Below are 22,969 nucleotides of genomic sequence, written 5' to 3'. Positions count from 1 at the left end.
CATATACGGGTATCTAAACAATATTGCCTGTAGTTTTTAGACAATATTACTTAAAAAATATTACGAAGTAAATAAAGTTTATCTGCACTTTCAAATATTGGTCAAATTTCAAAAATATTTGGCTCTATTTCTAAAGAACCACTGCGGTATTTTACCCTAATACAAACATTCAACTATACTTTTGATGTTTTCACTGGTTAGTAGCCTGCTTTTAACCAAAACATTACATGCCATTGCTTTTTTTACTTCACACAAACCCACAGTTTACCGTTTCATGAATTATATATTGTATAGATTAGTGTAAATATTGGGTGAAGCGGTCACCAAACAATGTTGGTACTACTTCACCTAAAAAACCTTTTCAAGACATTGCCCACAATAACAAATACATTTTTTATAGCTCAAAGGATAGCCTGTGTATGGGTGTTTTTGGTAAGCTTTGGTTTGCCCCAGCTCACTCAAGCCCAAGCTGTTCCTTTATTATTCAAAATTGATCAGTTTAAACAAAGCTATTTACTTGATAGCACTACACAAATATTGGAAGATTCACTGAACCTTTTCACTATTGAACAAACAAGCAATGTAGATTTTCAAACAAAATTTAAAGCCTTATCCAGTGCTCCTCCTACCAACGCCCGTAGTGTCTATTGGCTTAGGATTTCATTACACAATAACTTGCCCAGAGATACAGAATGGATATTACATGTTGGCTATACCAACAGAGCCACATTGTATGTATCAAGCCCAAGAAAGAAAAACAACCAATGGCAACCTCAATACAGCGGTAAATTTGTTACCCAAAACCAAAAACAAATCAAAGAAGGAAGACATAGTCAGTTTGGTATATTTTTGCCTAAAGGAGCTACTCGCATCTGTTATATAAAAATACACAGTATAGACGCTCGTATGCCTAAAATAGCCCCCAAACTTTATAGCTATTATCACTGGCACCAACACATTGCCCACCGCAACCTTATCCAAGGTTTTTTTCAAGGTTTTTTATGGCTACTGGCCATTTATTACACCTTTGTATACTTTGTAATGAAAGACAAGCTCTACCTTTATTACTCTGGATATATTATAGGCATCGCCATCTATTTTCTCGCTATTTCAGGGTTATTGATAGAAAATATTTTCAGCAAAGCCCCTATACTCAATGAGTTTGCCTGGTATTTTTCGGCTCAACTCACGATGATTATATACCTTCAGTTATTTCGTAAGTTTTTACTCACCCAAACATTTACCCCTTGGTGGGATCAAATACTTGTATGGTGGATAAAAGCCCGCCTGATATTATTGCCTGCGGGGTGTATTACTATGTTGGTATCATTTAACCTTACCCGTACCAACTGGCTCATTATCAGCAGTGTGTTGACAGACATTCTACTTACTATCCTTGTATTAGGTCAGCTTTACAAACACAGAACTCGATTTACCAACTTTTTTGTAGCAGGCATGCTATTTTTTATGATGGGCACAGGCATTACCATAGGGTGGTTTATTCAAGACACCTCGTCTCCAGTACAACCACACTTTATTCAAATAGGGATATGTCTGCAGTTGTTTTCTTATGCCATAGGCTTAGGAGTACGCTTTCGCCACAACGAAATACAAAAACGTTATCATCAAAAAATTCTTATTGCAGAGCTACAAACCCACCAAGAGATTGCAAGACAGATAAATACAGAACTGGAAAACAAGGTAGAAAAACGTACCAAGGAGGTGGCAAGTAAAAACACCCGACTAGAGGCACAAAATAAAGTACTGGTGACCCAAAAAGACCGACTGGAAGCGCTTAATAGCATCAAAGCCAAGTTGTTTTCTATCATTTCACACGATTTACGCAGCCCTATTAATTCTATTCAAGGAGTATTACACCTTATGAACTCTGACGACCTATCATCGCAAGAGGTAAAATCATTGTCAAACAAGCTCAACAACCAAGTACAGATCACCCAAAACCTGCTAGATAACTTATTGTATTGGTCAAAGTTACAAATGCAAGGAATCAACGTAAATTATACTAAAGTGAACTTGTTCCAATTGGCAGAAAACACCCTACACTTGTTTGATACATCTAACAGTAAAAAACTAAAACTGCATAATGTAGTTCAAGAAGATGCTTATGCCTGGGCTGACGCCAACATGGTGGCATTGATTATAAGAAACCTGATAGCCAACGCTGTAAAGTTTACTCCTTATGGTGGAAGTATCACAGTAAAAGTGTGTAGTAACGACCAAGACTACCTCAAGGTATCGATCAATGACACTGGAGTAGGCATTGCTGCTGACAACATTCCACTGATATTTGACCAGGCAGCTCATTTTAGTACGCCTGGTACCGCCCAGGAAAAAGGAACAGGTTTGGGTTTAATGCTTTGTCAGGAGTTTGTAGAAAAAAACCACGGCAAGATATGGGTAGAAAGTACCTTAGGGGAAGGCAGCAGTTTTATATTTACCCTACCCAAACGTCCCCTCAATATATAAAGTCAAGTTTGACCACTCATGAAACCAATCCAACTGGCTTATTGCATAAAAATAGTCCTCTACGAAACCTTTTCTCTTGAGTTCCGTAACAAACTACATATTCTTCCTAAAAAGAAGTTTTATAAAAAAAATACAAAATCACTTGGAAGTTAAAAAACTCCACCGTACATTTGTAACATAATGAAAACAATGACAACGACATATTGCCAACTCTCACTCTTACAATCACTGAGTTATTTCTTTTTAGGAAATAGCAGGGGATTTCTTTGGGAATGATTGAAAAGCAATATTCAATAATATACCGAAGCCCCTGACAAAATCAGGGGCTTTTTTTATGCTTTACAAAATCACTAAAAATGAGCTATATAGCTATTAATCAAATGTTTAACAGTAAAACACTCCCTTAGTTACAGTTATAATATATCTAAGGTATAGTTTAAACTATTACCAGGTGCGATGGCTGAGCGGTTGAAAGCACAGGTCTGCAAAACTTGTTTATCGTCGTGGGTTCGAATCCCACTCGCACCTCAAAACAAACACTAAATAATTGTTTTAGCTACTCAATTGTAGTACTAAAACAAAACAGGAAAGCTGTACTCATATATTAAAATAGTACAATTTAAAACAAAGCCGATGTGGTGGAATTGGCAGACACGGCAGTCTCAGACTCTGTCGCCTTTTGGCATTGGGGGTTCGAATCCCTCCATCGGCACTATAAGTACAATGGTAACGTGATGGAACTGGTATACATGACAGACTTAAAATCTGTTGCTAAAATCGGCATGAGGGTTCGAATCCCTCCGTTACTACTCAATACGCTTCATTCTGTTTTAAGGCTTGGAGCAATAAATACCCGTGTAGCCCAATAGGCAGAGGCACTTGATTTAGGATCAGGGTAGTGAAGGTTCGAGTCCTTTCATGGGTACTGAGTTGGAAGTGCTAAGCGGGCATGCCTGTGAGCACAAAGGGTTTGCATGGTTTGTTGGTTACAAACCCTTTATATATATCAACACAAAATACCAATGTGGCGGAACTGGTTTACGCAGCGGTCTTAGAAACCGTAGCCCTAGGGCTTGGGGGTTCGAATCCCTCCATTGGTACCAAATATTGAAAAATGCCCGTGTAGCCCAATAGGCAGAGGCGCTTGATTCAAAATCAGGTCAGTGAAGGTTCGAGTCCTTCCATGGGTACAAGTTTATTTTAAACAAATACATTTTAAGACAACATGAAACAACACTCTTACATATCATTTTATCAATCATCACAACAGTTTAGTTATTATTCATTTAGTAGTAACGATCCAGGAGGAGTATGTACGTATTAAAACACGCACATACTGATGTGTAAGTCAAACACGCACTAAGCCTCTTGGATGTAAAATCTAAGAGGCTTTTTTGATTGCCCCGCAGAGGCATTCTACGCTTATGAGGGTAACCAAATATAGAGAGTAAAGAAGTCAGGTGGCTTCCATTGTTTGCTAAACAGTTGATTCTACATAGTGGAAGATGGTTCGAGCCCATTGCTCTCTACTATTTGTTTGGAGGTGCGCCAACGCTGGAGAGTTGGGCTGCTCTGTAAAAGCACTGCTTAGGCTGAGTAGGTTCGAATCCTACCACCTCCACTTTTTTGGAGATAATCCGGTTGGATGAGGGAGCTGGTTGGAAACCAGTTGTACTCCTATTATGGGGTATTGGGGGTTCGAATCCCTCTGTCTCCGCTTTTTGTGAATGTAGCTTAGTAACGTGCTCAAAATAAGTTTCTGGTTTTTAGGGCAAATACGCACAACTGACTGAGGCATTTAGCCTTTGGCAGAGCTCGGCAAAGCGAAGCTTTAGCCATCGGTTTTTGCGCTCGTAGCAGCGCTACGGGCAATAAAAATAACGAAAGGCAGTGAAGCGGATTTATTCTAAATCGGACAGTTATTGTTGAGGGCTACGCCCGAAATCCCGTTTACGGGGCGAACACGTTACTTAACGGCAAAGCGCCTGCTTGAAAACCAGGAGATACGTTTGGTTCAACTCCCGTCGTTCACACAATCTCAACGACCTGTCGTCCAATTGGTTAGGATACCTGACTTTGACTCAGGTGATAAAGGTTCAAGTCCTTTCAGGTCGTTTTTTTGCGGATGTGACTTAAAGGTAAAGTGTCAGGTTGAAGCCCTGAAGATGAAGGTTCGAGTCCTTCCATTCGCACCAATATACAGAGAGTTACCCAAGTGGTGAAGGGGACAGGTTGCTACCTTGTTAGGTCAGGTTTGACGCGGGGGTTCGAATCCCTCACTCTCTGCTTTTTTTTGACACAGTTGAGCAATTGGTTGGCTCGCCTGACTGTAAATCAGGTCTTATGATAAGCTTGCAGGTTCGAGTCCTGCCTGTGTCACTTTTTTTGTTACGGAGATAACCCGGTTGGATCAGGAGCTTGTCTTGAAAACAAGTAATACCATCACAAGGTATTGGGGGTTCGAATCCCTCTGTCTCCGCTTTTTGTGAATGTAGCTTAACGGCAAAGCGCCTGCTTGAAAACCAGGAGATACGTTTGGTTCAACTCCCGTCGTTCACACAATCTCAACGACCTGTCGTCCAATTGGTTAGGATACTTGACTTTGACTCAGGTGATAAAGGTTCAAGTCCTTTCAGGTCGTTTTTTTGCGGATGTGACTTAAAGGTAAAGTGTCAGGTTGAAGCCCTGAAGATGAAGGTTCGAGTCCTTCCATTCGCACCAATATACAGAGAGTTACCCAAGTGGTGAAGGGGACAGGTTGCTACCTTGTTAGGTCAGGTTTGACGCGGGGGTTCGAATCCCTCACTCTCTGCTTTTTTTGACACAGTTGAGCAATTGGTTGGCTCGCCTGACTGTAAATCAGGTCTTATGATAAGCTTGCAGGTTCAAGTCCTGCCTGTGTCACTTTTTTTGTTACGGAGATAACCCGGTTGGATCAGGAGCTTGTCTTGAAAACAAGTAATACCATCACAAGGTATTGGGGGTTCGAATCCCTCTGTCTCCGCTTTTTATAAAAAAGTTTTACTTTTTAAAAACTGTGCTTCACTAGCAAAAAACCACCCTTAAAAATCAGAAAATATTTATAATATATATGTTTTTTCGTGTAATTATTACGTAGTTTAACTTAACTATCAACAATATATCTTTCTTCTACTTTTATCCGTTTTTAGTAAAACTGCATTTGAGCTTGTTTAGCATGATTCCTGGTGAATATTGTGTTCAGATGCGTTACAACGAGCTTTAGCTAATTTATAAATCTTCCGAATCAACTTTGGAGGACTCATCCTTTTGACTAATTTTAAACAAGCTCTTAGTTTTAAAATAAGGGAAAGTAAATGCAAAAAATCTGGAAATACCTTGTAGTACTCATCATAAACACCCACTCCCTTTGGGCACAAACCCCTCCACAGATTACGCTCCAACGAATAGACAGTTTAACAAAGCAACTTAACACACCTAAAAACCACCATTACCAATTTATAAGAGTTATAGAAAGAACGATCAGAGGTTTAGACTCTGCCAGTATATTAAAAATAGGTAACAAAGTGGCTTCACTTCTACAACAGCACCCTCGCCCCATATTTCGCGTCATGTCTCCAGCATTGATGGCCTACTTGTATGATGCTACTCAAAATCGTACACTGGCCATAGAAAAGATGCAAGAAGCCATCGCATTGGCTCAAACAAAATCTACAAAAACGGTATTAGCAGAGCTCTACCGCGATTTTGGGCATTTGCAAAATGCTGCCAATGACGGAAACTCAATTAACAGTTTTTTTGCCTCTTACGAACTTTTTCTTGCACTTGGGCAAAAGGCAAAGGCAGTAAAATCACTTTACAGCGTAGCAACTACTCAGTATGGCTCTGATGTACCTATAAACAAAAAAATAGAAAGTTTTCGGGAGGTAATCAAACAAGAAAAATACTGCCAGGATAGTTTACCTCACCGTATGCTCATCAACTCATACAATGCCATTGGAATGTTGTATTTTAGGCAACAAAAGTATAAAAAGGCTGAAAAGGAGCTTCAGATTGCACTCAAAATCTCTGAAGCCAAAAAAGATTCGGCCTGGATTGGCATTCTAAGTGGAAACTTTTCGCTGCTCTATCGCGAAAACAAAGAATATTATAAAGCCCTAAAATACCTTAAGACAGACCTAAGTCTCAGTAAAAAAAACAAAGAACGCCTGAGTTTGGCCTATGTATACATTAGTTTTGGTGATATTTACCGGATATTACAAAAGTACACCAAAGCAAAAGCTTACTACGACAGCGCCAGAGTAGAGAGTATTCACAATCGCTTTACCCACAAAAAGTCTAGTGTGCTACAAGAGCCCTTACAAATGAGCTACTATGGATTAGCGCGCTTATTTGCTGCTCAACATAGTTATAAACAAGCCTACAGATACCGAGACCTTGCGGCTAAACTAAGCGATACCATTACTCAAAGAAAACTACAAAGCAAAGTAAATCAAGTGCAAGCCGCCTATAATATAGAAAAAAAACAAAAGGAGGTGTTGCTGCTTACTAAGAAAAACGACCTAAAAGAGGCTACCATCCAGCGACAAAACCTAATTAACATCGCAATAGGCATAGTATTGTTTTTTACCTTGGTGCTTGCTATAGTATTGTACATCAGCAACAAGGAAAGAAAAAAAAATAATAAGATACTTAGGCAGCAGCAGGATGAAATTGTCACTCAAAACGAAGAACTGGTACAACAAAGAGAAGAGATACTTGCTCAACAAAGCTTTGTTACCAGCCAAAACCAAGAGCTTTCCTTCAAAAATCAACAAATTAAAAGTAGCATTAACTCGGCGTTACATATTCAAAAAGCAATTTTGCCTTACCAACAAAAGCTGCGTAATTTATTGTCCGACTACTTTGTGATATACCGCCCAAAAGATGTAGTATCAGGCGATTTTTATTGGATAAACAAAGTAAAAGACAAGACTATTTTAATAGCCGCTGATTGTACCGGACATGGCATACCAGGCGCCTTTATGTCGTTAATTTGCCACACCTTATTTGACAAAATTATTCGCACCTGCCATATTACCGACTCGGCAGAAATACTAGAAAAAGCTCAAAACGAAATACGGGATTTACTCAGGCAACAAGAGTTGGGTTATGCCAATGGGATGGATGTTTGTCTGGTGGTATTAGAAAGCCTCAAAGATAATGTTAAAATACAGTTTACGGGTGCCAGACGTCCTTTGTATGTAATAAAACACGGATGCCCAACAATAGAAGAGTTGCGTGGTGATCGCATGTCTATTGGGGGTAGGGAACGACGTAACCAAGTAAAGTTTAGTAGTCAACAACTCATACTTAAAACGGGTAGTTTGCTGTACCTTAGCTCTGATGGCTACGCCGACCAAAACAATATAAACAGGAGGCCCTATACAACCAACCAACTGAAAACAACCCTGGAGAGTGTCAAAGACCATTCTATGACAAAGCAAAAAGAAATACTTGAGGCAAAATTGCAAACCCACATGCGAGGTACAGACCAACGTGACGACATTATGCTGATAGGAGTAAAACTAGGATAAGGTGCTTGTTTATGGCAACATTTTTTATTATTATAGCATATACATTTTAACCCAACCTTTGTGTAAATGGTCTGATTTATGCCTCTAGCTATATAAACTTAAAATATTGATATACAGCAGTTTGTTAAGTTAACTATTTACTAAATCACCCCTGTAAATGTCTATGAAAAAAGTAACAACATGTATCTTTTTTTTATTCACAATCTCCCTTGCTGTTTTTGCTCAAAAATCACCCCCTGACAACATCATACAACGCATAGAAGATTTTGCAAAAAAGCCAACACCTACAAAAGCCCCTAAAACATCACTTGGCGACCTATTGGCAAAATTGAAAGATGTTCAAAAAAAAGAAGACTCTGCTGTAGCCTTTTCCAACGCAAAAGACATTGCTCAACTCACCAAAAAATACACCTCAACTGAATTACAAGCAGTGAGTAATGCATCACTCGCTTATGCTTATGCTTTTGGAGGCAAAAACTCTATAAAAGCCTTTGAGTTAATGAAGCAGGCAATTGCCAAGGCAGGCAAACGACAAAGAAAAGACATACAAGGCTATTTGTACCATGAATTGGCACATTTACAAAGTGACTTTAAAAACGATGACGCTATCAAAAGTTTTCTCAAAGCGCACGACCTATTTCTAGAAATTAAAAAAAATACAGCAGCAGCCAGGTCATTATATCAGGCGGGAATCATGCAATATGGCAGTGACTTAGGGCTGGACATTAAAATTAAAACTTTCCGGGAGGTAATTAAGCTGGGGGGCGACTCTCTACACCACCGTAATATTATCGACTCGCACACGGCAATAGCCATGATGCACATTGGAGAAAAAAAATACAACGAAGCAGAAAAAGAGCTCAGCAAGGCAATGGAAATATCTGTAGAGAAAAAAGACTCTGCCTGGATCGGAATTTTAAGTGGTAACTTTGCTCAAATATACGAAGTAAAAAAAGAGTATGACAAAGCCTTAAAGTATTTGAAGGTAGACTTACATCTAAGTAAAAAACACAAGGAAAGAAGCAGTGTAGTATTGGTATATACCAGTATAGGCGACGTATATTTTGCCAAAAAAAAATACAATCTCTCACAGGCTTACTATGATAGCAGTGTGGTGCACAGTAAGGTAGATTATTACAGAGATGTAGGTAAAAAAGACATTTTTTACCCTGGTTTGCTGAGGGCTTACCGAGGCCTGGCAAAGTTAAACGCAGCAAAAAAGAAGTTTGAACAAGCCTATGAGTATCGAACCCTGGCTGGTATTATGCGCGATACCCTCAACCGTCGCAGGTTACGCAGTAAAGTCAATCAAATACAATCGGCTTATAATTTAGATAAAAAGCAAAAAGAGGTACTGCTCCTTACCAAAGAAAATGACCTTAAAGAAGCCACTATCCAACGTCAAAACCTTTTTAACATTGCAGTAGGTATAGGGTTGTTTTTAGTACTGGTACTTGCCATAGTACTTTACAGAAGTGCTCAAATACGAAAAAAGAAAAATAGCTTGCTCAAGGAGCAGCAAAACGAAATTATGACTCAAAACGAGGAGTTGTTTCAACAACAAGAAGAGATTTTAGCCCAACAGGAGTTTGTGGAAAACCAAAATAAAGAATTATCGCGCAAAAATCTCATGATCAACCAAAGCATCAACTCTGCCCAACTCATCCAAGAAGCAATTCTACCTTATGAATCTAAGCTTAACAGCCTTCTTAAAGACTATTTTATTTTTTATCGCCCCAAAGACATTGTATCAGGTGATTTTTACTGGCTTAACAAAATAGAGCATAAAACTATCTTAATTGCCGCTGATTGTACCGGACACGGAGTTCCAGGAGCTTTTATGTCGCTTATATCCAACACATTGTTTGATAAAATTGTGCGCGTATGGGGGATTACAGAAGCCAGTGAGATTTTAAAAAAGGCGCAAAGCGAAATTAGAATATTGCTCAGACAACAAGAGTTAGGCTATGCCAACGGAATGGATGTGTGTCTGGTAGTGATGAAGGATACCCCTCAAGGTCAGGTAAAGGTACAATTTGCAGGAGCAAAACGCCCCTTGTACTATATAAAAAATGGCGAAAGTACACTACAGGAAATAAGAGGTACCCGAATGTCTATAGGAGGACGTGAGCGTAAAGACAGGCCATCGTTTACCCAAACAGAACTATTGCTTGATAAAGGCAGTATTTTATACTTAGGGTCAGATGGCTATGCCGATCAAAACAATCAGAAACGTAAAGCTTTTGCGGTTAGAAACCTAAAGTTATTGTTAGAAAAAATATCAGCCCAGTCAATGCCAGAGCAAAAACAAATATTGAATAAAACTCTAGATGCCCACATGAAGGGTACAGAACAACGCGATGATATTATGCTGATAGGTGTAAAGCTGTCATAATATATATACCCTACACTTTCATTGTTTTTTTACACTATAAAGCCTGCATATTGAAGGATAAAGCATCAAAATTATCCTGATAGTATAGTCCGTCTTCCATCATACTGCTATCGTTGGGTTTTGCGTACCAATTTACCTGCACGTCTACATTTTCACGTTCGGCATAATCTTCCAGCATCTCAAGTATATGAAATATGGCTTGTGATGAACTTGTATTGAAATACAATAAGCGAAAATTTAACGTGATAGGGCGTTGGTTAACTTTTAGATAATCGCTGAGCCACTTTAGTAAAGCTTGGTAAAACACAAAAGCGTCTTCACTGTAGGACTCTCCGGCAATATCAAATATGTTGGTATCTGTATTGAACGAAATATAAGGGGTATATTTTTCTTGCGTGATAATCAAACTTTTCACTGTGTGTAAATATATAAATTAGTAGTTTAATAATATATTTTCAGACCTCTATCCCTCTCAAGTCAAAGATGATAGTTGCATGGTTTGGATAAAACCCTTTTTCTAACTTAAAAAAAAATGATCAAAAGTATGCTTTAAACTGCTTTTTTTTCTATTTTTCTTTCCCTCAAAAACTTATATACCCCTTTCCAAATGTCCTCCATTTGCTTCAGTCATCTATTGTCAGTGCTTTTACTAAAGGGTGCCTTCATATTTTGTTTTTTTAGCTTCACACAAGAAATCAATCGCATTTTTTTCAAAACAAAGAAGGTATTTACAGACAAGCCACGCTTATGTAAGCTAAGTTGGTGTATGTTAAGGTGGGTATTATACATGAAGGTCTTAACGCAATCGAGTGTCCACAAACGGCATTGCAGATATCTAATAAATAGAAAAGGAGATAAAAAAAAGATAAGCACGCACCTATGATGCGTGCTGGTTTGTATAAGAATGTTGCTGTAAGAATAGAGCATACTTGATAAAACAAACTTATATAAGTTGTTCTACCAATATATTAAAACTCAAAGCCCCAAAATCTTCCTGAAAATCTTCTCCGTCTTCTACCATGTCCATGTCGTGGGCACTGGCATACCAGTTTATCACAATAGGTATATTGTAATTGCTGGCATGGTTATTTAACATTTCCAGCATTTCAAAAATTAGTTGAGAAGAGCTGGTGTTAAAATAACTTAGGCGGAAGTCAAGACTTAAGGGTGTTGGGTTGGCCTTCACGTATTTATCGAGCCATTCTATATTGGCTGATAAAATGGGCGGTTTCTTCACTGAATGATTCTCCAACAATTTCCAGGTTATTGGTTGCTTTGTCAAAGAATACTTTGGGAGTGGAATCCCCCTTTTCAATCAATAAATCATTCATGATGTCACTTTGCTATTCTGGTTATGTAATATCATAAAGATACATGCAAAAGTTCAATTCATCAACTTTGATTTAAACAAAACTAGTAAAATCCTCGATAAAAAGTGATTATTTTAAGTTAGATATAATGATAGAAAAGGGCGATGTCCTTCTTTAGACCAAATGCTGTGATAGAATATTGAACGATAAATGATCAAAACTATCTTTATAATTCTCCCCATCCTCTATGATGTCTACATCCTTGACATTGGTGTACCAATTGACTATTACTTTGGTGTTTTTATGAATCACGTGTTCTTCTAATAACTCCAAAATCTCAAAAAATGCCCGTGATGACCTTGTATTAAAGTATTTTAGTTTGAAATTGAGTGTAACGCTTTTTTTGTTAGTGGCAAGATAGCTTTTGAGCCATTTAGTAATAGGTTGGTAAAACGTGTCAGAATCATCGCTGTAAGATTCTCCTTCAATGTTAAAAACTCTGGTGTTTACATCAAATGATACGTAAGGTGTGTATTTTTCCCTCTTTATTAATAAACTGTCCATTTTAATATAGTGAAGTTAGTTAAGCATAAATACATCTAAATTGGAATGCACTGAATTTTGTATTCAAGCCAATAATCTTGAGCTGCTTCACAGTCTGCATTTCTGGTATAGTATGTTGTGTATCCCTCAATACCTTAGAGTAATGAAGCTTAAGTTAATATTGTTAATTATTGATTGATCATTCCAGTATCAAATTTAGCATATATAATGCTACATTTGAATTTAACTAGTATAAATAGTGAGGAAAGTTGATATAAAATTGATATTAAAAGTTTTTATTGCATTATCCAAATAATATTTTGAATACTACCCTATTTTTTGGTTAATACCTTCGCCAGGTTTTGGTTAAACTCATCGTACCGCCACAGATCGGCATGTTTGCCATCAGGCACACTAAACAGTAGATCATCCTTCTTAAAAAAGCGGGCCAGTTTCTGGCTCGATTCGTAGTAGATCAGTTCGTCGAGCTGCCCATGAAACAAATATACAGGCGACTTGACCTGGGGTAAGTATAAATCGGTACGCAGATGATACTTAAGTACAATAGTATAAGGAAACCAAGGGATATTGTATTGTTTGCCCAAGTGTTGCACCAAATCAATAAAACTATAATAAGGCGTTTCTAATATCAGCATTTTGGGCATATTGTGTGCTGCCACAAAGGCAGCCAAACCACTCCCAAGCGAACGCCCGTATATGACCACTTTGTTTTCGGGATATTCTTTCAACAACTGTTGGTACACATATTCTGCATCTTTTAGTAAAGTTTGTTCATTTACTTCCCCCCTGCTTTTACCATATATTCTATAATCAAACACCAGCACATCGTAGCCATACTGGGTAAATCGGCGAGCTATTCTGCCCCAGTTACGCAAACTCCCTGTATTGCCGTGTAAATAATAGATAAGCCCTCGAGCGGTTTGTTGCTTGCCCTTAAACAATAGCGCGTTTAAACGGGCTCCATGCTCAGGAGTGTAAAAACGTTCTTCATCATAAGCAAATTTAAACTTATGATCAAGAGGCAGCTTTTCGGCAAGAAAAATAACCTTGTCTTGATTGAGGTACACAAAAACACATATTACGGTCACCACACCTGCCATTACTAGCAATAAATAAAGCACCACTCGAATAAACCACTTAAATACACGCCACATTCTTTCAAAGCTTTTAATTTTTTAGATTAGTTTTGTGATAAATCACACGTAACAATTATTTTAATTTAATTAACGTACACAATGAATTGGAAATATGCCTTTTACCTGGTTTTTTTAACCAGTTTCATTACCTTTCGCACAAACGCTCAATACAAATTTACTATAGAGAAAAAAGTAGAAGCCACACCAGTAAAAAACCAACAGCGTACAGGTACTTGCTGGAGCTTTTCTACTGCTTCGTTTATTGAGTCAGAACTTATTCGTTTGGGCAAAGGGCAACACGATTTGTCAGAAATGTATGTAGCACGTCGCATTTACCGCGAAAAAGCCCTAAACTACATGCGCCGCCAGGGTAAAGCCCAATTTAGTCAAGGAAGCCTTGCTCACGACCTTATCAACACCATTGGCAAGTACGGTATTGTACCCGAACAAGCGTACAGTGGCAAAGTAAACGGTGAAACCAGACACGACCACGCAGAACTCGCTTCGGTGCTTACCAGTATTATGAAAACGGTAGTAAAACGCAAGCGCCCTACTCAAAAATGGTTGCCTGCTTTTGAAGGGGTATTGGATGCTTACCTAGGTAAAGTACCAGAAAAGTTTACCTACCAGAACAAAGAATATACGCCTAAAAGTTTTGCCCAATGGTTGGGCGTCAACCCAGCAGACTATGTAGAACTGACCTCTTATACTCACCAACCTTATTACAAGGCATTTGTGCTGGAGATTCCTGACAATTTTTCTAACGGTGCATACTATAACCTACCTATAGACGAATTGGAAGCCGTAGCAAAAAATGCTATTCAGAGTGGATACTCGATGGTGTGGGACGGTGATGTCAGCGAAAAAGGTTTTTCGCAAAAAAATGATGTTGCGATTGTTCCTAAAAAACAGTGGACACAAATGGCTTCGGCAGAACGAAAAAAAGCCTTGAAAAACCCTGTGGAAGAACGCAAGGTAACGCAAAAAATGCGTCAGGAAACTTTTGAAAACTACAGTACTACCGACGATCACCTGATGCACCTCATTGGCACTGCCAAAGATCAAAATAGCAACAGGTACTACTTGATTAAAAACTCTTGGGGTGTAAACGCAGGTTCTTGTGGAGGGTATGTACATGCTTCTCAGGCTTATTTTCGCCTCAAGACAGTATCGCTGTTAGTACATAAAGATGCCATACCAAAGCAAATTCGCAAAAAACTGGCACTCTAAACATACAATAAGCGTAACAATCAAGCAAAAAAGCCCTGCCATCGTAGGGCTTTTTTGCTTAATATTGTATTCATCAAATAAACGCTAAGAAACCTCTACCAAACGATGATGGCTCACCAATGCTTCGGTAGTCGCCTCTAAAATAGAGAAAGCATTTTCTGCCATTAAGTTAACTTTATCGTCTAAAGTTGGATTGATTTCCACCATTTCCCAACATATTGTTTTTGAACTACGGGCAAAAGCTACGTTCAAATCACGGGCTTCGGCTACAGTCAAACCATTGGGTACAGGAGTACCTGTGCCTGCCGAAATCGCAGAATCCATACTGTCTACATCAAACGATACATACACCATATCACAATCGCTCAAAATATCAAGGGTTTGTTTAGCTATAGCCTCTGCCCCCTGAGTGTGCACCTCTTCGGCAGTAAAGTTTCTCATCCCGTATTTATCCATCAAGGCTTGTTCTTGTGCTTCTATATCTCTGCCTGCAATCAATACAATGTCTTCACCCTTGAGTTTAGCTCCTTTGATACCTACATTCTTAAGTTGTTCCCAGTACTCATTAGTGGCCGCATCTAAGGTGTTTATTCGGTGTGCTTCGTTGTTTTCGTTCAAAGCTATTGCCAGAGGCATGCCATGCATATTGCCCGAAGGAGTAGTATAAGGCGAATGCAAATCGGCGTGGGCATCTATCCATATCACCCCTAGTCGCTTGTTAGGATACGCTTGTTTGACTCCTGCTATAGTGCCTGCTGCCGAACCATGATCTCCGGCAAGTACCAAGGGAAACAACCCTTGCTTGAGTGTGTCATTCACTGCCTGGCAAGTAGCCGTTTGAACTTTCAACAAACCATCAATGTGTTTGGCAAACGGGTATTTATTGTCTTGGAAAAGAATCTCATTGACAGTAGGCACTGTCAGGCACTGGTTATAAGTGGCAAAAAAGGTTTTGCTCACTGGTGTATTGTTTTTACTGGCTTTATTCAAACAAGCTGTTTTCAAAGCATCTATTCCCAAACTTGCTCCCCTTGTTCCTGCTGCAATTTCTGATTTTACTTCAATAACTTTTATCTTACTAACCATACTTTAGTCGTGTTTTTCTGATATTAAACCCACCTCCCCTTTGGTCATCAAACAACCAAAGAACAAGGTGGGCTATTATAATAAAGTTTTGTTTGTTGCTATATTTTGCACAAAATTATAAAAATATGTGGTTATGTCTTGAGTTAAATCAATAAAGAATGAGCAACAGATAGGCAAATATCCATCACAGAGTTTAAACACAGTTTACGGGTAAAAAGAAGGCATAAAAAAAGCAAGTGAACAATAAAAGGTAGTGAGGATGGATTGTCTCTGTAGGGGGTTTGTGCTTAGTCAAGATAACCTTACTTTATTTTATGTTGTTGTCAAAAAAAGAGTTTTTATTCACTTTTTTTGTAAAAAAAAACGAAACTCTATTACATTTAACCTTCAAATACGTTGTAAATTTATGATATCAAGGCTTGGTATAATAAATGTGTATTAATATTCGTAGTTTTGTAGATCAATATAATAAAGAGTTAAACATTAAATTGTAAAATTAATGAAAAGAGTATTAGTTGTAGTTGCGCTTGTCTCTATGGTCGGTTTCACATCTTGTGCAAAAAAAAGACACACTTGCCCAACTTATATGAAAAACGTGCACGAGCAAAAGGATGTCAAAGTAAAAAACACTTTAGACCCCAAAGACAACTCAACCAAGGCAAAAAACGCCAGAGGATAGTTGCAAAAAATATTAAACTGTTTGGTTTTGCGAAAGTATAAGTCGAACAGCCGCATACAAGTCTTTAGCAGTAAAATCGGCAAGTGCCGATATAGGTTTATTTTCCGCAATAACCTGTACTGTATTGACTTGTATTTTTTTTGCCGCCTCTATATCACGGGCACTATCGCCTATCATCCACGACCTTTCCCTGTCTATTACATACTTGGCAACGGCTTTTTCTAACATAAAAGACTCAGGCTTACGCGAAAGCGATTCACTATACTGGGGGTGATAAGGTGAATAAAACAAATCATCGAGCAAGTATCCACATTGCTGTTGCAAGTATTGGTGACAGGCTTTCACATCTTCTTTGGTATATAAACCTTTGGCTATGCCTCCTTGGTTGGTAATCACCACCAATAAATATCCCGCCTGCTTTAATTCTTGCAACGCTTCAATTACTCCTGTGGGTATCTCAAAATCGGCAATAGTATACGTATAAGTACCCCGCTCACGATTGAGCACCCCGTCTCTATCTAAAAAAACACATTTGTTCATTTGGTTTTTAGTAATTCACCCTTTCCATTAGTTGATCGACCATTATGTTAACCAACAAAATCCGCTATTTTTGCTCACGATTAAATCCTCGCTGCCATCAACAAACCCAAGTCTTTATAGGGCATGTCCAGTTTGTCGGCAATAAAACGGTTAGTAAGACTCCCTTTATAAGCATACACACCTTCCATAAACCACTTACTGGTAAAAATCATCTCATCCATTCCGCCTGCCTTGGAAATTTTCATCAAATAGGGGGTAAAAATGTTGCTCAAAGCAGTGCTTGAGGTTCTACTTACCCTGGAAGCGATATTGGGCACACAGTAATGAATGACGTCATATTTTTTAAAAATCGGATTTTCGTGTGTGGTCACTTCTGAAGTAGAGAAAACTCCGCCCTGGTCAATACTTACATCTATAATGATAGAGTTGGGTTTCATTTGCTGCACCATTTCTTCGGTTACTACACAAGGAGTCAGCCCTTTCTCGGCACGCATAGCACCTATTACAACGTCAGCGCGTGAAATGGCCTCTTCTAATATACCTGTGTCTATAGTAGAGGTATACATTTGGTGCCCTACAGCATATTTAATCCGGCGCAATTTATAAATATCTTTATCAAAAATTTGGGTTTCAGCACCCAATCCAATGGCTGTACGTGCAGCATACTCGCCCACTGTACCTGCCCCAATAATGACTACACGAGTAGGGGGTACACCAGTAATTCCTCCCAAAATAATGCCTCTGCCATTGTGGGCACTGCTGAGGTACTCAGAGGCGATAAGCATCACTGTGCTGCCAGCTATTTCGTTCATAGAACGAATCAAAGGCATTTCGCCAATACGGTTTTGAATAAACTGGTAGGCAATACCGATGCATTTTTTTTGCATCAAAGCTTTAAAGTAGGCAGTGTCCATACGTGCCATAGGCAATGACGACACTATGGTGCGCCCAAACCTCATATACTCTATTTCTTCGTGAGTAGGGGGGTCTATCTTTAAGATCATGTCTGCCTCGAACACTTCTTTGGCAGAATAACATACCTCTGCCCCAGCTTCGCTGTACTGCTGGTCGGTAAACTTGGCACCAAGCCCAGCTCCGGCTTCTACCCTTATCTCGTGTCCATTGCGTACCAGTATTTCTACGGCTTCGGGGCGCAATGATACCCGCTTTTCAGATTTACTTTTTTCTTTGGGTATACCAATGAACAGTTTTTCTGCCTTTTTTTTGATAGGCGCCAACTGCTCACTTGGATAAAGTACCAATTGTTCTTTGGTAAGGGCTGTGCCTTCTGTGTACGATTGCTTACTCATATTGGGTCAATTCAATGATTCGGTAATCAGATTGCAGTATAATAGCAATTTTTAGATAATTTTCGGGCATCAAGCTGGGGATTTTTGAAGCCCATTCTATAAAACAATAACTATTGTCATAAAAATATTCTTCGTAGCCCATGTCCAGTGCCTCAGTTTCGTTTTTGAGCCGATAAAAATCAAAATGATAGAAAGCCTCTCCCGAGACGCTTTGGTATTCGTTTACAATAGAATAGGTAGGGCTCTGAATGGTGTCAACAATGTCCATTTGCCTTCCTATTTCTTTGATCAAGGTGGTTTTTCCTGCGCCCATTTCTCCGTCAAACACCCAAATTTTTGCGGGTTTGGGTTGTCCATTAGCAAACTGGATAATTTGGTTGGCAACATTTGCCAGCTCGCTCAGCTCACGATAAGTTATTTGCATAAATTACAGCTGTTCAATAAATATTACAAACGTGGTCCTCTGCTCCATACCCCTCTTCGTTCACGCTTGGCTTCTGCTTCTATTTTCATAAACTTCTTTATAAGTCTTTTATTATATCTGTCCTTTTGCACTACTCCATAACCCTTTCTCAGCAAGTCTTCGTTGAGGCACCTACCTGTTTTGCGCACATACAAGTAGGCAAGCAGTCGCCCATATTGGTCAAATTTCTTTTTATCATAATCAAGGTAAATCGGGGTACCAGGCTTAAGCCTTCTCCTTACAAACTTATCGGCGTGCCGGGCATACGCAGGATTGAACTTAAAAATATTGTTTGACCTTTCGGGACTATCTACCCCAATCAGCCTCATTTTTTTCTTTTTATAGCGTTTGGTTCTCACGATGATCGTGTCGGCATCCAATACTTGAATAACTTCGCCATTGTCATAGTTTTGGGTAAAGAAAAAATACAGTAGCAATATGCCTACTGTTACTACCCCCATGATAATCATTATAGTTTGGTTCTCCATAAGTGCTTGATTAGTTTTATTCCCTAAAGATATACCAACAATACCCCCCTTATTTAGGTAAAGTTTTTTGTTGTGTTGACACGTTATTTTCAGGAATGATCATCCATTGATTTGATGAAAATACACACTTTTTTTTATTTGATACTTATTCACAAGTAATTTATTTGTTGAGGCTTGCTTCACGCCTGAAAAACACAAAGCCGTTCTTTTCGCCAATTTTTTTGATTGGATGCCCCGCCTTGATGAGTTCATCTAAACGCTGAGTACGGTCAATACGTGATACCAGATAAACGGTTTTATCTGACTTACCCGTCAAATACCACTCTTCGGTATTTTGCTTGGGGCTTTTTTGTGGGGTACGTGCTGTATAAAAATACTGTGCGTAACTTTTATACCCAATAGTGCCTACATAACAATCTTCGTTTTGTTTCGATTTCATAAACTCTATAGCAGCCGCTTGGGTATACTTTTCTACCTTGGGAATAAACACATAAATGATCACTTGTACAGCAAGCAAAGTAGTGACAAACAAGGCTTTTGCCCCCAACACGGGATTTTTTCGATTCCAATATACCAACGTAGTAATGACTACTCCCAGCAATAAAAAGCCAATAGCAGACTCCAGTCCTGACCAATGCACTACGGCGTCGAGATTTGCCACAGCAAATTTATCTTCAATCAAAGGAATGAATTTTTCTTTATAATTGATGAGAATAGGCAAAGCCGCCAGCAATAAGGCTACTACGGTGCCTATCAATCCGATAAAAATACCCAACCAACGGGCAAAACGAAAGCGTTGTTGCTCAATATGGAAAATATAGGTGGCGGCCATAAAAGTAAGTGGAAAATAGCACATAGATGAGTAGTGCATAATTTTGGTGGTGATGAGCGAAAACACTGTTAAGACTACCCAAAACAAGGTTTTCATCCACAGTTTAAAGTGTCGTTGCTCTTCGGTATCTTCACTGTTGCGTTGAAACGAGCGCAAAAAGTAAATACTTGCCGGAAAACAGCCCAATAACAACACTATAGGGTGATAAAAAATGGGTTGTTCGTGCCCGGTAGAGGTAGAACTTGCCAAGTCGAGTTGGTATTTGATAAACTCAGAAATAAACCAAAAGCCATTTTGGAGGGTTTCGGGCAAAAACCAGGCAAATGAGACCACAAGCGCCACCAAGCCAAAGACCAATAATTCAGGAATTTTAAAAGTGCTCCACTTACGACTAAGTACCCAATAAATAATGAGGGTAAGTCCCGAAAGCAGCATTGCCACCGGCCCTTTGGTAAGAATACCCAACCCAATAAAAATACCTGCCAGGGCAGCTTTTTGATAGCGTTTACCTGTGTTTTTGCGCAAGCTTAATAAGTAAAGCTGGTATACTCCCAAAAATATAAATAAGTTGAAAAGTGGGTCGATGATGCCTGACTTGAAATAAAAATGAGGCAATAATGACCCTGCATATACCAATACCCACCACAACCCAAAGCGGGAATTATAGATGTTGGTTCCTATGTGGTAAATAAGTGCAAGAGTAATGATACCTATCAGGGCATTGGGAAAGCGTGCCGCAAACTCATTGACACCAAATATTTTCATAGAAAGTGCCTGAATCCAGAAAAACAGGGGAGGTTTTTCCCAAAAAGGCTTAAAGTCTACCTGTACTTGGGCATAGTTGCCAGTAACGAGCATTTCGCGGGCACTTTCGGCAAAATTGATCTCATCCCAGTCAAACAAATGGGTTACCCCTAACATAGGGATAAACAAAAGGGCGGCTCCTACGGCTATCAGCCAACTAATAGTTTTGCTATTCATCTGCACAATGTCATTTTAGAGCTTCAAAATAGAGTGATTTTAAAGCGTTTTGCAAAAGATTACGCAGGTTTTTGTTCTTACTTCTGTTTGGCTTCCATTGCTGTAATCTCTATTTCGCCCTTAGAAGCTACACAGTCAGATGCTACTGCCTTGTATTTGATCTTGACATACATCGGAAACTTAGAAGAGTGGCTTACACCAAAAGTTTCTTGCCCCTGCTTGGGTCGCCACTGGTAATGGTCGGCTTTATAAGGTGTGGGATCATTGCTAAAGGTAACCATAAAGCCTCCACAGCATTGGCAACGGCGCGCGTCGAACCCAATAATGATGGCGTCTACAGTGTCGGTTTTGTTTTCCATAGTAGTATTTTTTCCGTTGGTATTTTTTTGGTTTACACAAGCACTTAGGCAAAGTACCCCAATGATCATAATGGTGGTTAGTTTTGAATACACAGGCGTAAATTTATATGGTTCAATTGATTTGATCGTTTAAACGGTTCGCGAAGCGAGGCTAAAAAACTACAGACTTTCATCTGTAGCTATAAAGTTGGGGCACGAGCATCCGTAAAGGTTTGCAAAGCCACCTCAAACTTGATGCTTGTAACTTATGCCTTGGGGCTGTAGTAGCTCCCAACGCCCATCTACGCATTTCATAAAGTGCTATAAAATCAGCAGTTACTTGCAGTACAATCTTAGACTTGCGACTTGTCGTTTATACCTTGAAGCTGTAGTAGCTCCCAACTATCATCAAGTATCACAGGTTACCTCGTCCCAAGGTTGGTTGCGATAATTAATCAACCAATTGAGGGCATAATGACGCTCGTATACCACCCCAGGGTGTACTGCCTTCATTGCTTGTCTGGCAATACGAGCATCTACACAAGCCCAGTGCATACGGTAATACAAGTCATTGGTGTTCAACACTTCGCTTTTATCGCGCAAGGTAGTCATACTTTCTATAAAATCACGGGGATTTTTATTTTCTCCTATTGGATACTGCTCTACTGGAATGTCATTCAGATTGGCCAATGTATCAGGAAAAGATAACTCATCTACTACTCCTAATGCCCACATGAGCGTCCAAATGCCTTCGCATTTCCAGGTTTCCTGACTTTTAAGCTCCTCAGTAGGATTTTGCAAAAAAGCCCGTTCACGGGGAGTTAATGCCTCTTGTAACTTATATTGAGCAAGGTAATTCAAGGCTCCTTCGCCACTAAGACCACCAAAAGCCACCGACGTAGTAATGGCAAGCACCGTTACTCTTTCGGCTACTTCGTGGGGAGCGCGCAACTTCACCTCATCCTCGGCAACAATGACAGGTAGCTGGACGTTTACTTTTACCTCATGTGCTTTCAATATCTTTTCACTGCCAACCTTGCGGGCAAGTTGGGCTTCGTTGGCATTTTCGGGTGGGGCATCAAAGTATTGAGAGTTGATGTGTACACTAAGGTCATCTATTCCACATTTGCCGTTCAGGTCTAAGATCAGGTCAAGATTTTTGTCTAAAAACTGTTGCACTTTCGACTTACCAATGATCACTTTGGCCTGAGCAAACACTATAGCATCTAATTGTTGAATGACTTGTTCTATAAAACCAGTGAGCATAGTACGCACCAGTGGCGAACATAACACCGCACACTCAAAGTTCAACGTTTTTATTTTTGCCATCAGTAAGCCCTTTACCTCTTCGTTGGTACTTTGCAAGTCTCCTACAAAATTGAGCATTCCGGCAAGGTTTTGCGTAAGTGGGCTATCCAGTTCACTGATTTGGTACGATGGTTTGGCACGCTCACGGTACGACAACTGAAACTTTTTCTCGGTACCGAGTAAACCTTTTCTTACTGCTACATTTACCAATTTGCGGTCTTCTTCCTCAGTAACATTGATATTGGCTTGAGGGAAACACTCTTAAGA

17 protein-coding genes and 19 tRNA genes are annotated in these 22,969 nt (G+C 39.3%); 23 read left to right on the top strand and 13 right to left on the bottom strand.

Annotated elements, in window-relative coordinates:
* Positions 1 to 369: 369 nt before the first annotated feature.
* From M23134_RS39455 to M23134_RS35055, 22 genes are all read left to right on the top strand, one after another.
* Complete coding sequence (locus tag M23134_RS39455) at positions 370 to 2,487, top strand: sensor histidine kinase (protein WP_198145135.1); 2,118 nt, start codon at positions 370 to 372, stop codon at positions 2,485 to 2,487.
* 450 nt (positions 2,488 to 2,937) lie between these two features.
* Positions 2,938 to 3,015, top strand: a tRNA-Cys gene (locus M23134_RS35135).
* Between the two features lie 101 nt (positions 3,016 to 3,116).
* A tRNA-Leu gene (locus M23134_RS35130) sits at positions 3,117 to 3,199 on the top strand.
* A 13-nt stretch (positions 3,200 to 3,212) separates the two neighbouring features.
* A tRNA-Leu gene (locus tag M23134_RS35125) sits at positions 3,213 to 3,296 on the top strand.
* Positions 3,297 to 3,338: 42 nt separating this feature from the next.
* A tRNA-Leu gene (locus tag M23134_RS35120) sits at positions 3,339 to 3,412 on the top strand.
* Between the two features lie 93 nt (positions 3,413 to 3,505).
* Positions 3,506 to 3,590 (top strand) — tRNA-Leu (locus tag M23134_RS35115).
* Between the two features lie 13 nt (positions 3,591 to 3,603).
* A tRNA-Leu gene (locus M23134_RS35110) sits at positions 3,604 to 3,677 on the top strand.
* A 349-nt stretch (positions 3,678 to 4,026) separates the two neighbouring features.
* Positions 4,027 to 4,108: transfer RNA gene (locus M23134_RS41600), tRNA-Tyr, on the top strand.
* 7 nt (positions 4,109 to 4,115) lie between these two features.
* Positions 4,116 to 4,204 (top strand) — tRNA-Ser (locus tag M23134_RS41595).
* A 325-nt stretch (positions 4,205 to 4,529) separates the two neighbouring features.
* Positions 4,530 to 4,602, top strand: a tRNA-Gln gene (locus M23134_RS35105).
* Between the two features lie 6 nt (positions 4,603 to 4,608).
* Positions 4,609 to 4,682: transfer RNA gene (locus M23134_RS35100), tRNA-Phe, on the top strand.
* A gap of 6 nt (positions 4,683 to 4,688) precedes the next feature.
* Positions 4,689 to 4,773, top strand: a tRNA-Ser gene (locus M23134_RS35095).
* Between the two features lie 9 nt (positions 4,774 to 4,782).
* Positions 4,783 to 4,866, top strand: a tRNA-Tyr gene (locus tag M23134_RS35090).
* Positions 4,867 to 4,879: 13 nt separating this feature from the next.
* A tRNA-Ser gene (locus tag M23134_RS41590) sits at positions 4,880 to 4,966 on the top strand.
* A gap of 6 nt (positions 4,967 to 4,972) precedes the next feature.
* Positions 4,973 to 5,046 (top strand) — tRNA-Phe (locus M23134_RS35085).
* Between the two features lie 9 nt (positions 5,047 to 5,055).
* Positions 5,056 to 5,128: transfer RNA gene (locus tag M23134_RS35080), tRNA-Gln, on the top strand.
* Positions 5,129 to 5,134: 6 nt separating this feature from the next.
* Positions 5,135 to 5,208 (top strand) — tRNA-Phe (locus M23134_RS35075).
* Between the two features lie 6 nt (positions 5,209 to 5,214).
* Positions 5,215 to 5,299: transfer RNA gene (locus tag M23134_RS35070), tRNA-Ser, on the top strand.
* A gap of 8 nt (positions 5,300 to 5,307) precedes the next feature.
* Positions 5,308 to 5,391, top strand: a tRNA-Tyr gene (locus tag M23134_RS35065).
* A 13-nt stretch (positions 5,392 to 5,404) separates the two neighbouring features.
* Positions 5,405 to 5,491, top strand: a tRNA-Ser gene (locus tag M23134_RS41585).
* 331 nt (positions 5,492 to 5,822) lie between these two features.
* Positions 5,823 to 8,042: a SpoIIE family protein phosphatase gene (locus M23134_RS35060; RefSeq protein WP_002705201.1), complete on the top strand. Its 2,220-nt coding sequence runs from the start codon at positions 5,823 to 5,825 to the stop codon at positions 8,040 to 8,042.
* A gap of 163 nt (positions 8,043 to 8,205) precedes the next feature.
* The gene (locus M23134_RS35055) at positions 8,206 to 10,437 is read left to right on the top strand and encodes a SpoIIE family protein phosphatase (RefSeq protein ID WP_045114962.1); all 2,232 of its coding nucleotides are present in this window, start codon (positions 8,206 to 8,208) and stop codon (positions 10,435 to 10,437) included.
* A gap of 34 nt (positions 10,438 to 10,471) precedes the next feature.
* Here the strand turns inward: M23134_RS35055 and M23134_RS35050 are convergent, their stop codons facing one another.
* The 5 genes from M23134_RS35050 to M23134_RS35040 all read right to left on the bottom strand — a co-directional run bounded on the left by M23134_RS35050 (position 10,472) and on the right by M23134_RS35040 (position 13,465).
* Positions 10,472 to 10,852 carry a DUF1987 domain-containing protein gene (locus M23134_RS35050; RefSeq protein ID WP_002705198.1) on the bottom strand — a complete coding sequence of 127 codons (381 nt, stop codon included), beginning with the start codon at positions 10,850 to 10,852 and terminating at the stop codon, positions 10,472 to 10,474.
* A gap of 528 nt (positions 10,853 to 11,380) precedes the next feature.
* Entirely contained in the window at positions 11,381 to 11,689 is a 309-nt protein-coding gene (locus M23134_RS40280; protein WP_157558806.1) for a DUF1987 domain-containing protein, read from the bottom strand.
* Positions 11,628 to 11,768, bottom strand: a complete 141-nt coding sequence (locus tag M23134_RS42820) for a SiaC family regulatory phosphoprotein (RefSeq protein ID WP_002705192.1) — start codon at positions 11,766 to 11,768, stop codon at positions 11,628 to 11,630. Before M23134_RS42820 ends, M23134_RS40280 begins: the two co-directional genes overlap by 62 nt.
* A 153-nt stretch (positions 11,769 to 11,921) precedes the next feature.
* Positions 11,922 to 12,311 carry a DUF1987 domain-containing protein gene (locus M23134_RS35045; RefSeq protein ID WP_002705190.1) on the bottom strand — a complete coding sequence of 130 codons (390 nt, stop codon included), beginning with the start codon at positions 12,309 to 12,311 and terminating at the stop codon, positions 11,922 to 11,924.
* 311 nt (positions 12,312 to 12,622) lie between these two features.
* Positions 12,623 to 13,465: an alpha/beta hydrolase gene (locus tag M23134_RS35040; RefSeq protein ID WP_045114961.1), complete on the bottom strand. Its 843-nt coding sequence runs from the start codon at positions 13,463 to 13,465 to the stop codon at positions 12,623 to 12,625.
* A gap of 81 nt (positions 13,466 to 13,546) precedes the next feature.
* On the opposite strand from M23134_RS35040, the gene M23134_RS35035 reads away from it, so the two are divergent.
* A complete protein-coding gene (locus tag M23134_RS35035) occupies positions 13,547 to 14,677 on the top strand; it encodes a C1 family peptidase (protein ID WP_002705188.1) in 1,131 nt (376 codons plus the stop codon).
* Positions 14,678 to 14,761: 84 nt separating this feature from the next.
* On the opposite strand, the gene M23134_RS35030 is transcribed toward M23134_RS35035, so the two are convergent.
* From M23134_RS35030 to M23134_RS34995, 8 genes are all read right to left on the bottom strand, one after another.
* The gene (locus M23134_RS35030) at positions 14,762 to 15,763 is read right to left on the bottom strand and encodes an arginase (RefSeq protein ID WP_002705187.1); all 1,002 of its coding nucleotides are present in this window, start codon (positions 15,761 to 15,763) and stop codon (positions 14,762 to 14,764) included.
* 691 nt (positions 15,764 to 16,454) lie between these two features.
* Positions 16,455 to 16,982: a D-glycero-alpha-D-manno-heptose-1,7-bisphosphate 7-phosphatase gene (locus M23134_RS35025; protein WP_002705185.1), complete on the bottom strand. Its 528-nt coding sequence runs from the start codon at positions 16,980 to 16,982 to the stop codon at positions 16,455 to 16,457.
* Between the two features lie 80 nt (positions 16,983 to 17,062).
* Positions 17,063 to 18,292, bottom strand: a complete 1,230-nt coding sequence (locus M23134_RS35020) for an alanine dehydrogenase (RefSeq protein ID WP_002705184.1) — start codon at positions 18,290 to 18,292, stop codon at positions 17,063 to 17,065.
* Positions 18,285 to 18,716 (bottom strand): tRNA (adenosine(37)-N6)-threonylcarbamoyltransferase complex ATPase subunit type 1 TsaE, encoded by a 432-nt coding sequence (gene tsaE / locus M23134_RS35015; RefSeq protein WP_002705183.1) that lies wholly within the window; start codon positions 18,714 to 18,716, stop codon positions 18,285 to 18,287. The genes M23134_RS35020 and tsaE overlap by 8 nt, the downstream gene beginning before the upstream one ends.
* A gap of 23 nt (positions 18,717 to 18,739) precedes the next feature.
* Entirely contained in the window at positions 18,740 to 19,243 is a 504-nt protein-coding gene (locus tag M23134_RS35010) for a thermonuclease family protein (RefSeq protein WP_045114960.1), read from the bottom strand.
* Between the two features lie 160 nt (positions 19,244 to 19,403).
* Entirely contained in the window at positions 19,404 to 21,056 is a 1,653-nt protein-coding gene (locus tag M23134_RS35005; protein WP_002705181.1) for an ArnT family glycosyltransferase, read from the bottom strand.
* Between the two features lie 77 nt (positions 21,057 to 21,133).
* Positions 21,134 to 21,508 (bottom strand): hypothetical protein, encoded by a 375-nt coding sequence (locus M23134_RS35000; protein WP_157558805.1) that lies wholly within the window; start codon positions 21,506 to 21,508, stop codon positions 21,134 to 21,136.
* Positions 21,509 to 21,802: 294 nt separating this feature from the next.
* Positions 21,803 to 22,912, bottom strand: coding sequence for a DUF4272 domain-containing protein (locus M23134_RS34995; RefSeq protein ID WP_002705179.1), 1,110 nt, complete (start codon positions 22,910 to 22,912; stop codon positions 21,803 to 21,805).
* Positions 22,913 to 22,969: the final 57 nt, after the last annotated feature.

Origin of the sequence: Microscilla marina ATCC 23134 (assembly GCF_000169175.1) — a bacterium.
GTDB lineage: Bacteria > Bacteroidota > Bacteroidia > Cytophagales > Microscillaceae > Microscilla > Microscilla marina.
Note: the sequence above shows the minus strand (reverse complement) of the source record. Positions and strands in the feature narration are given on the sequence as shown.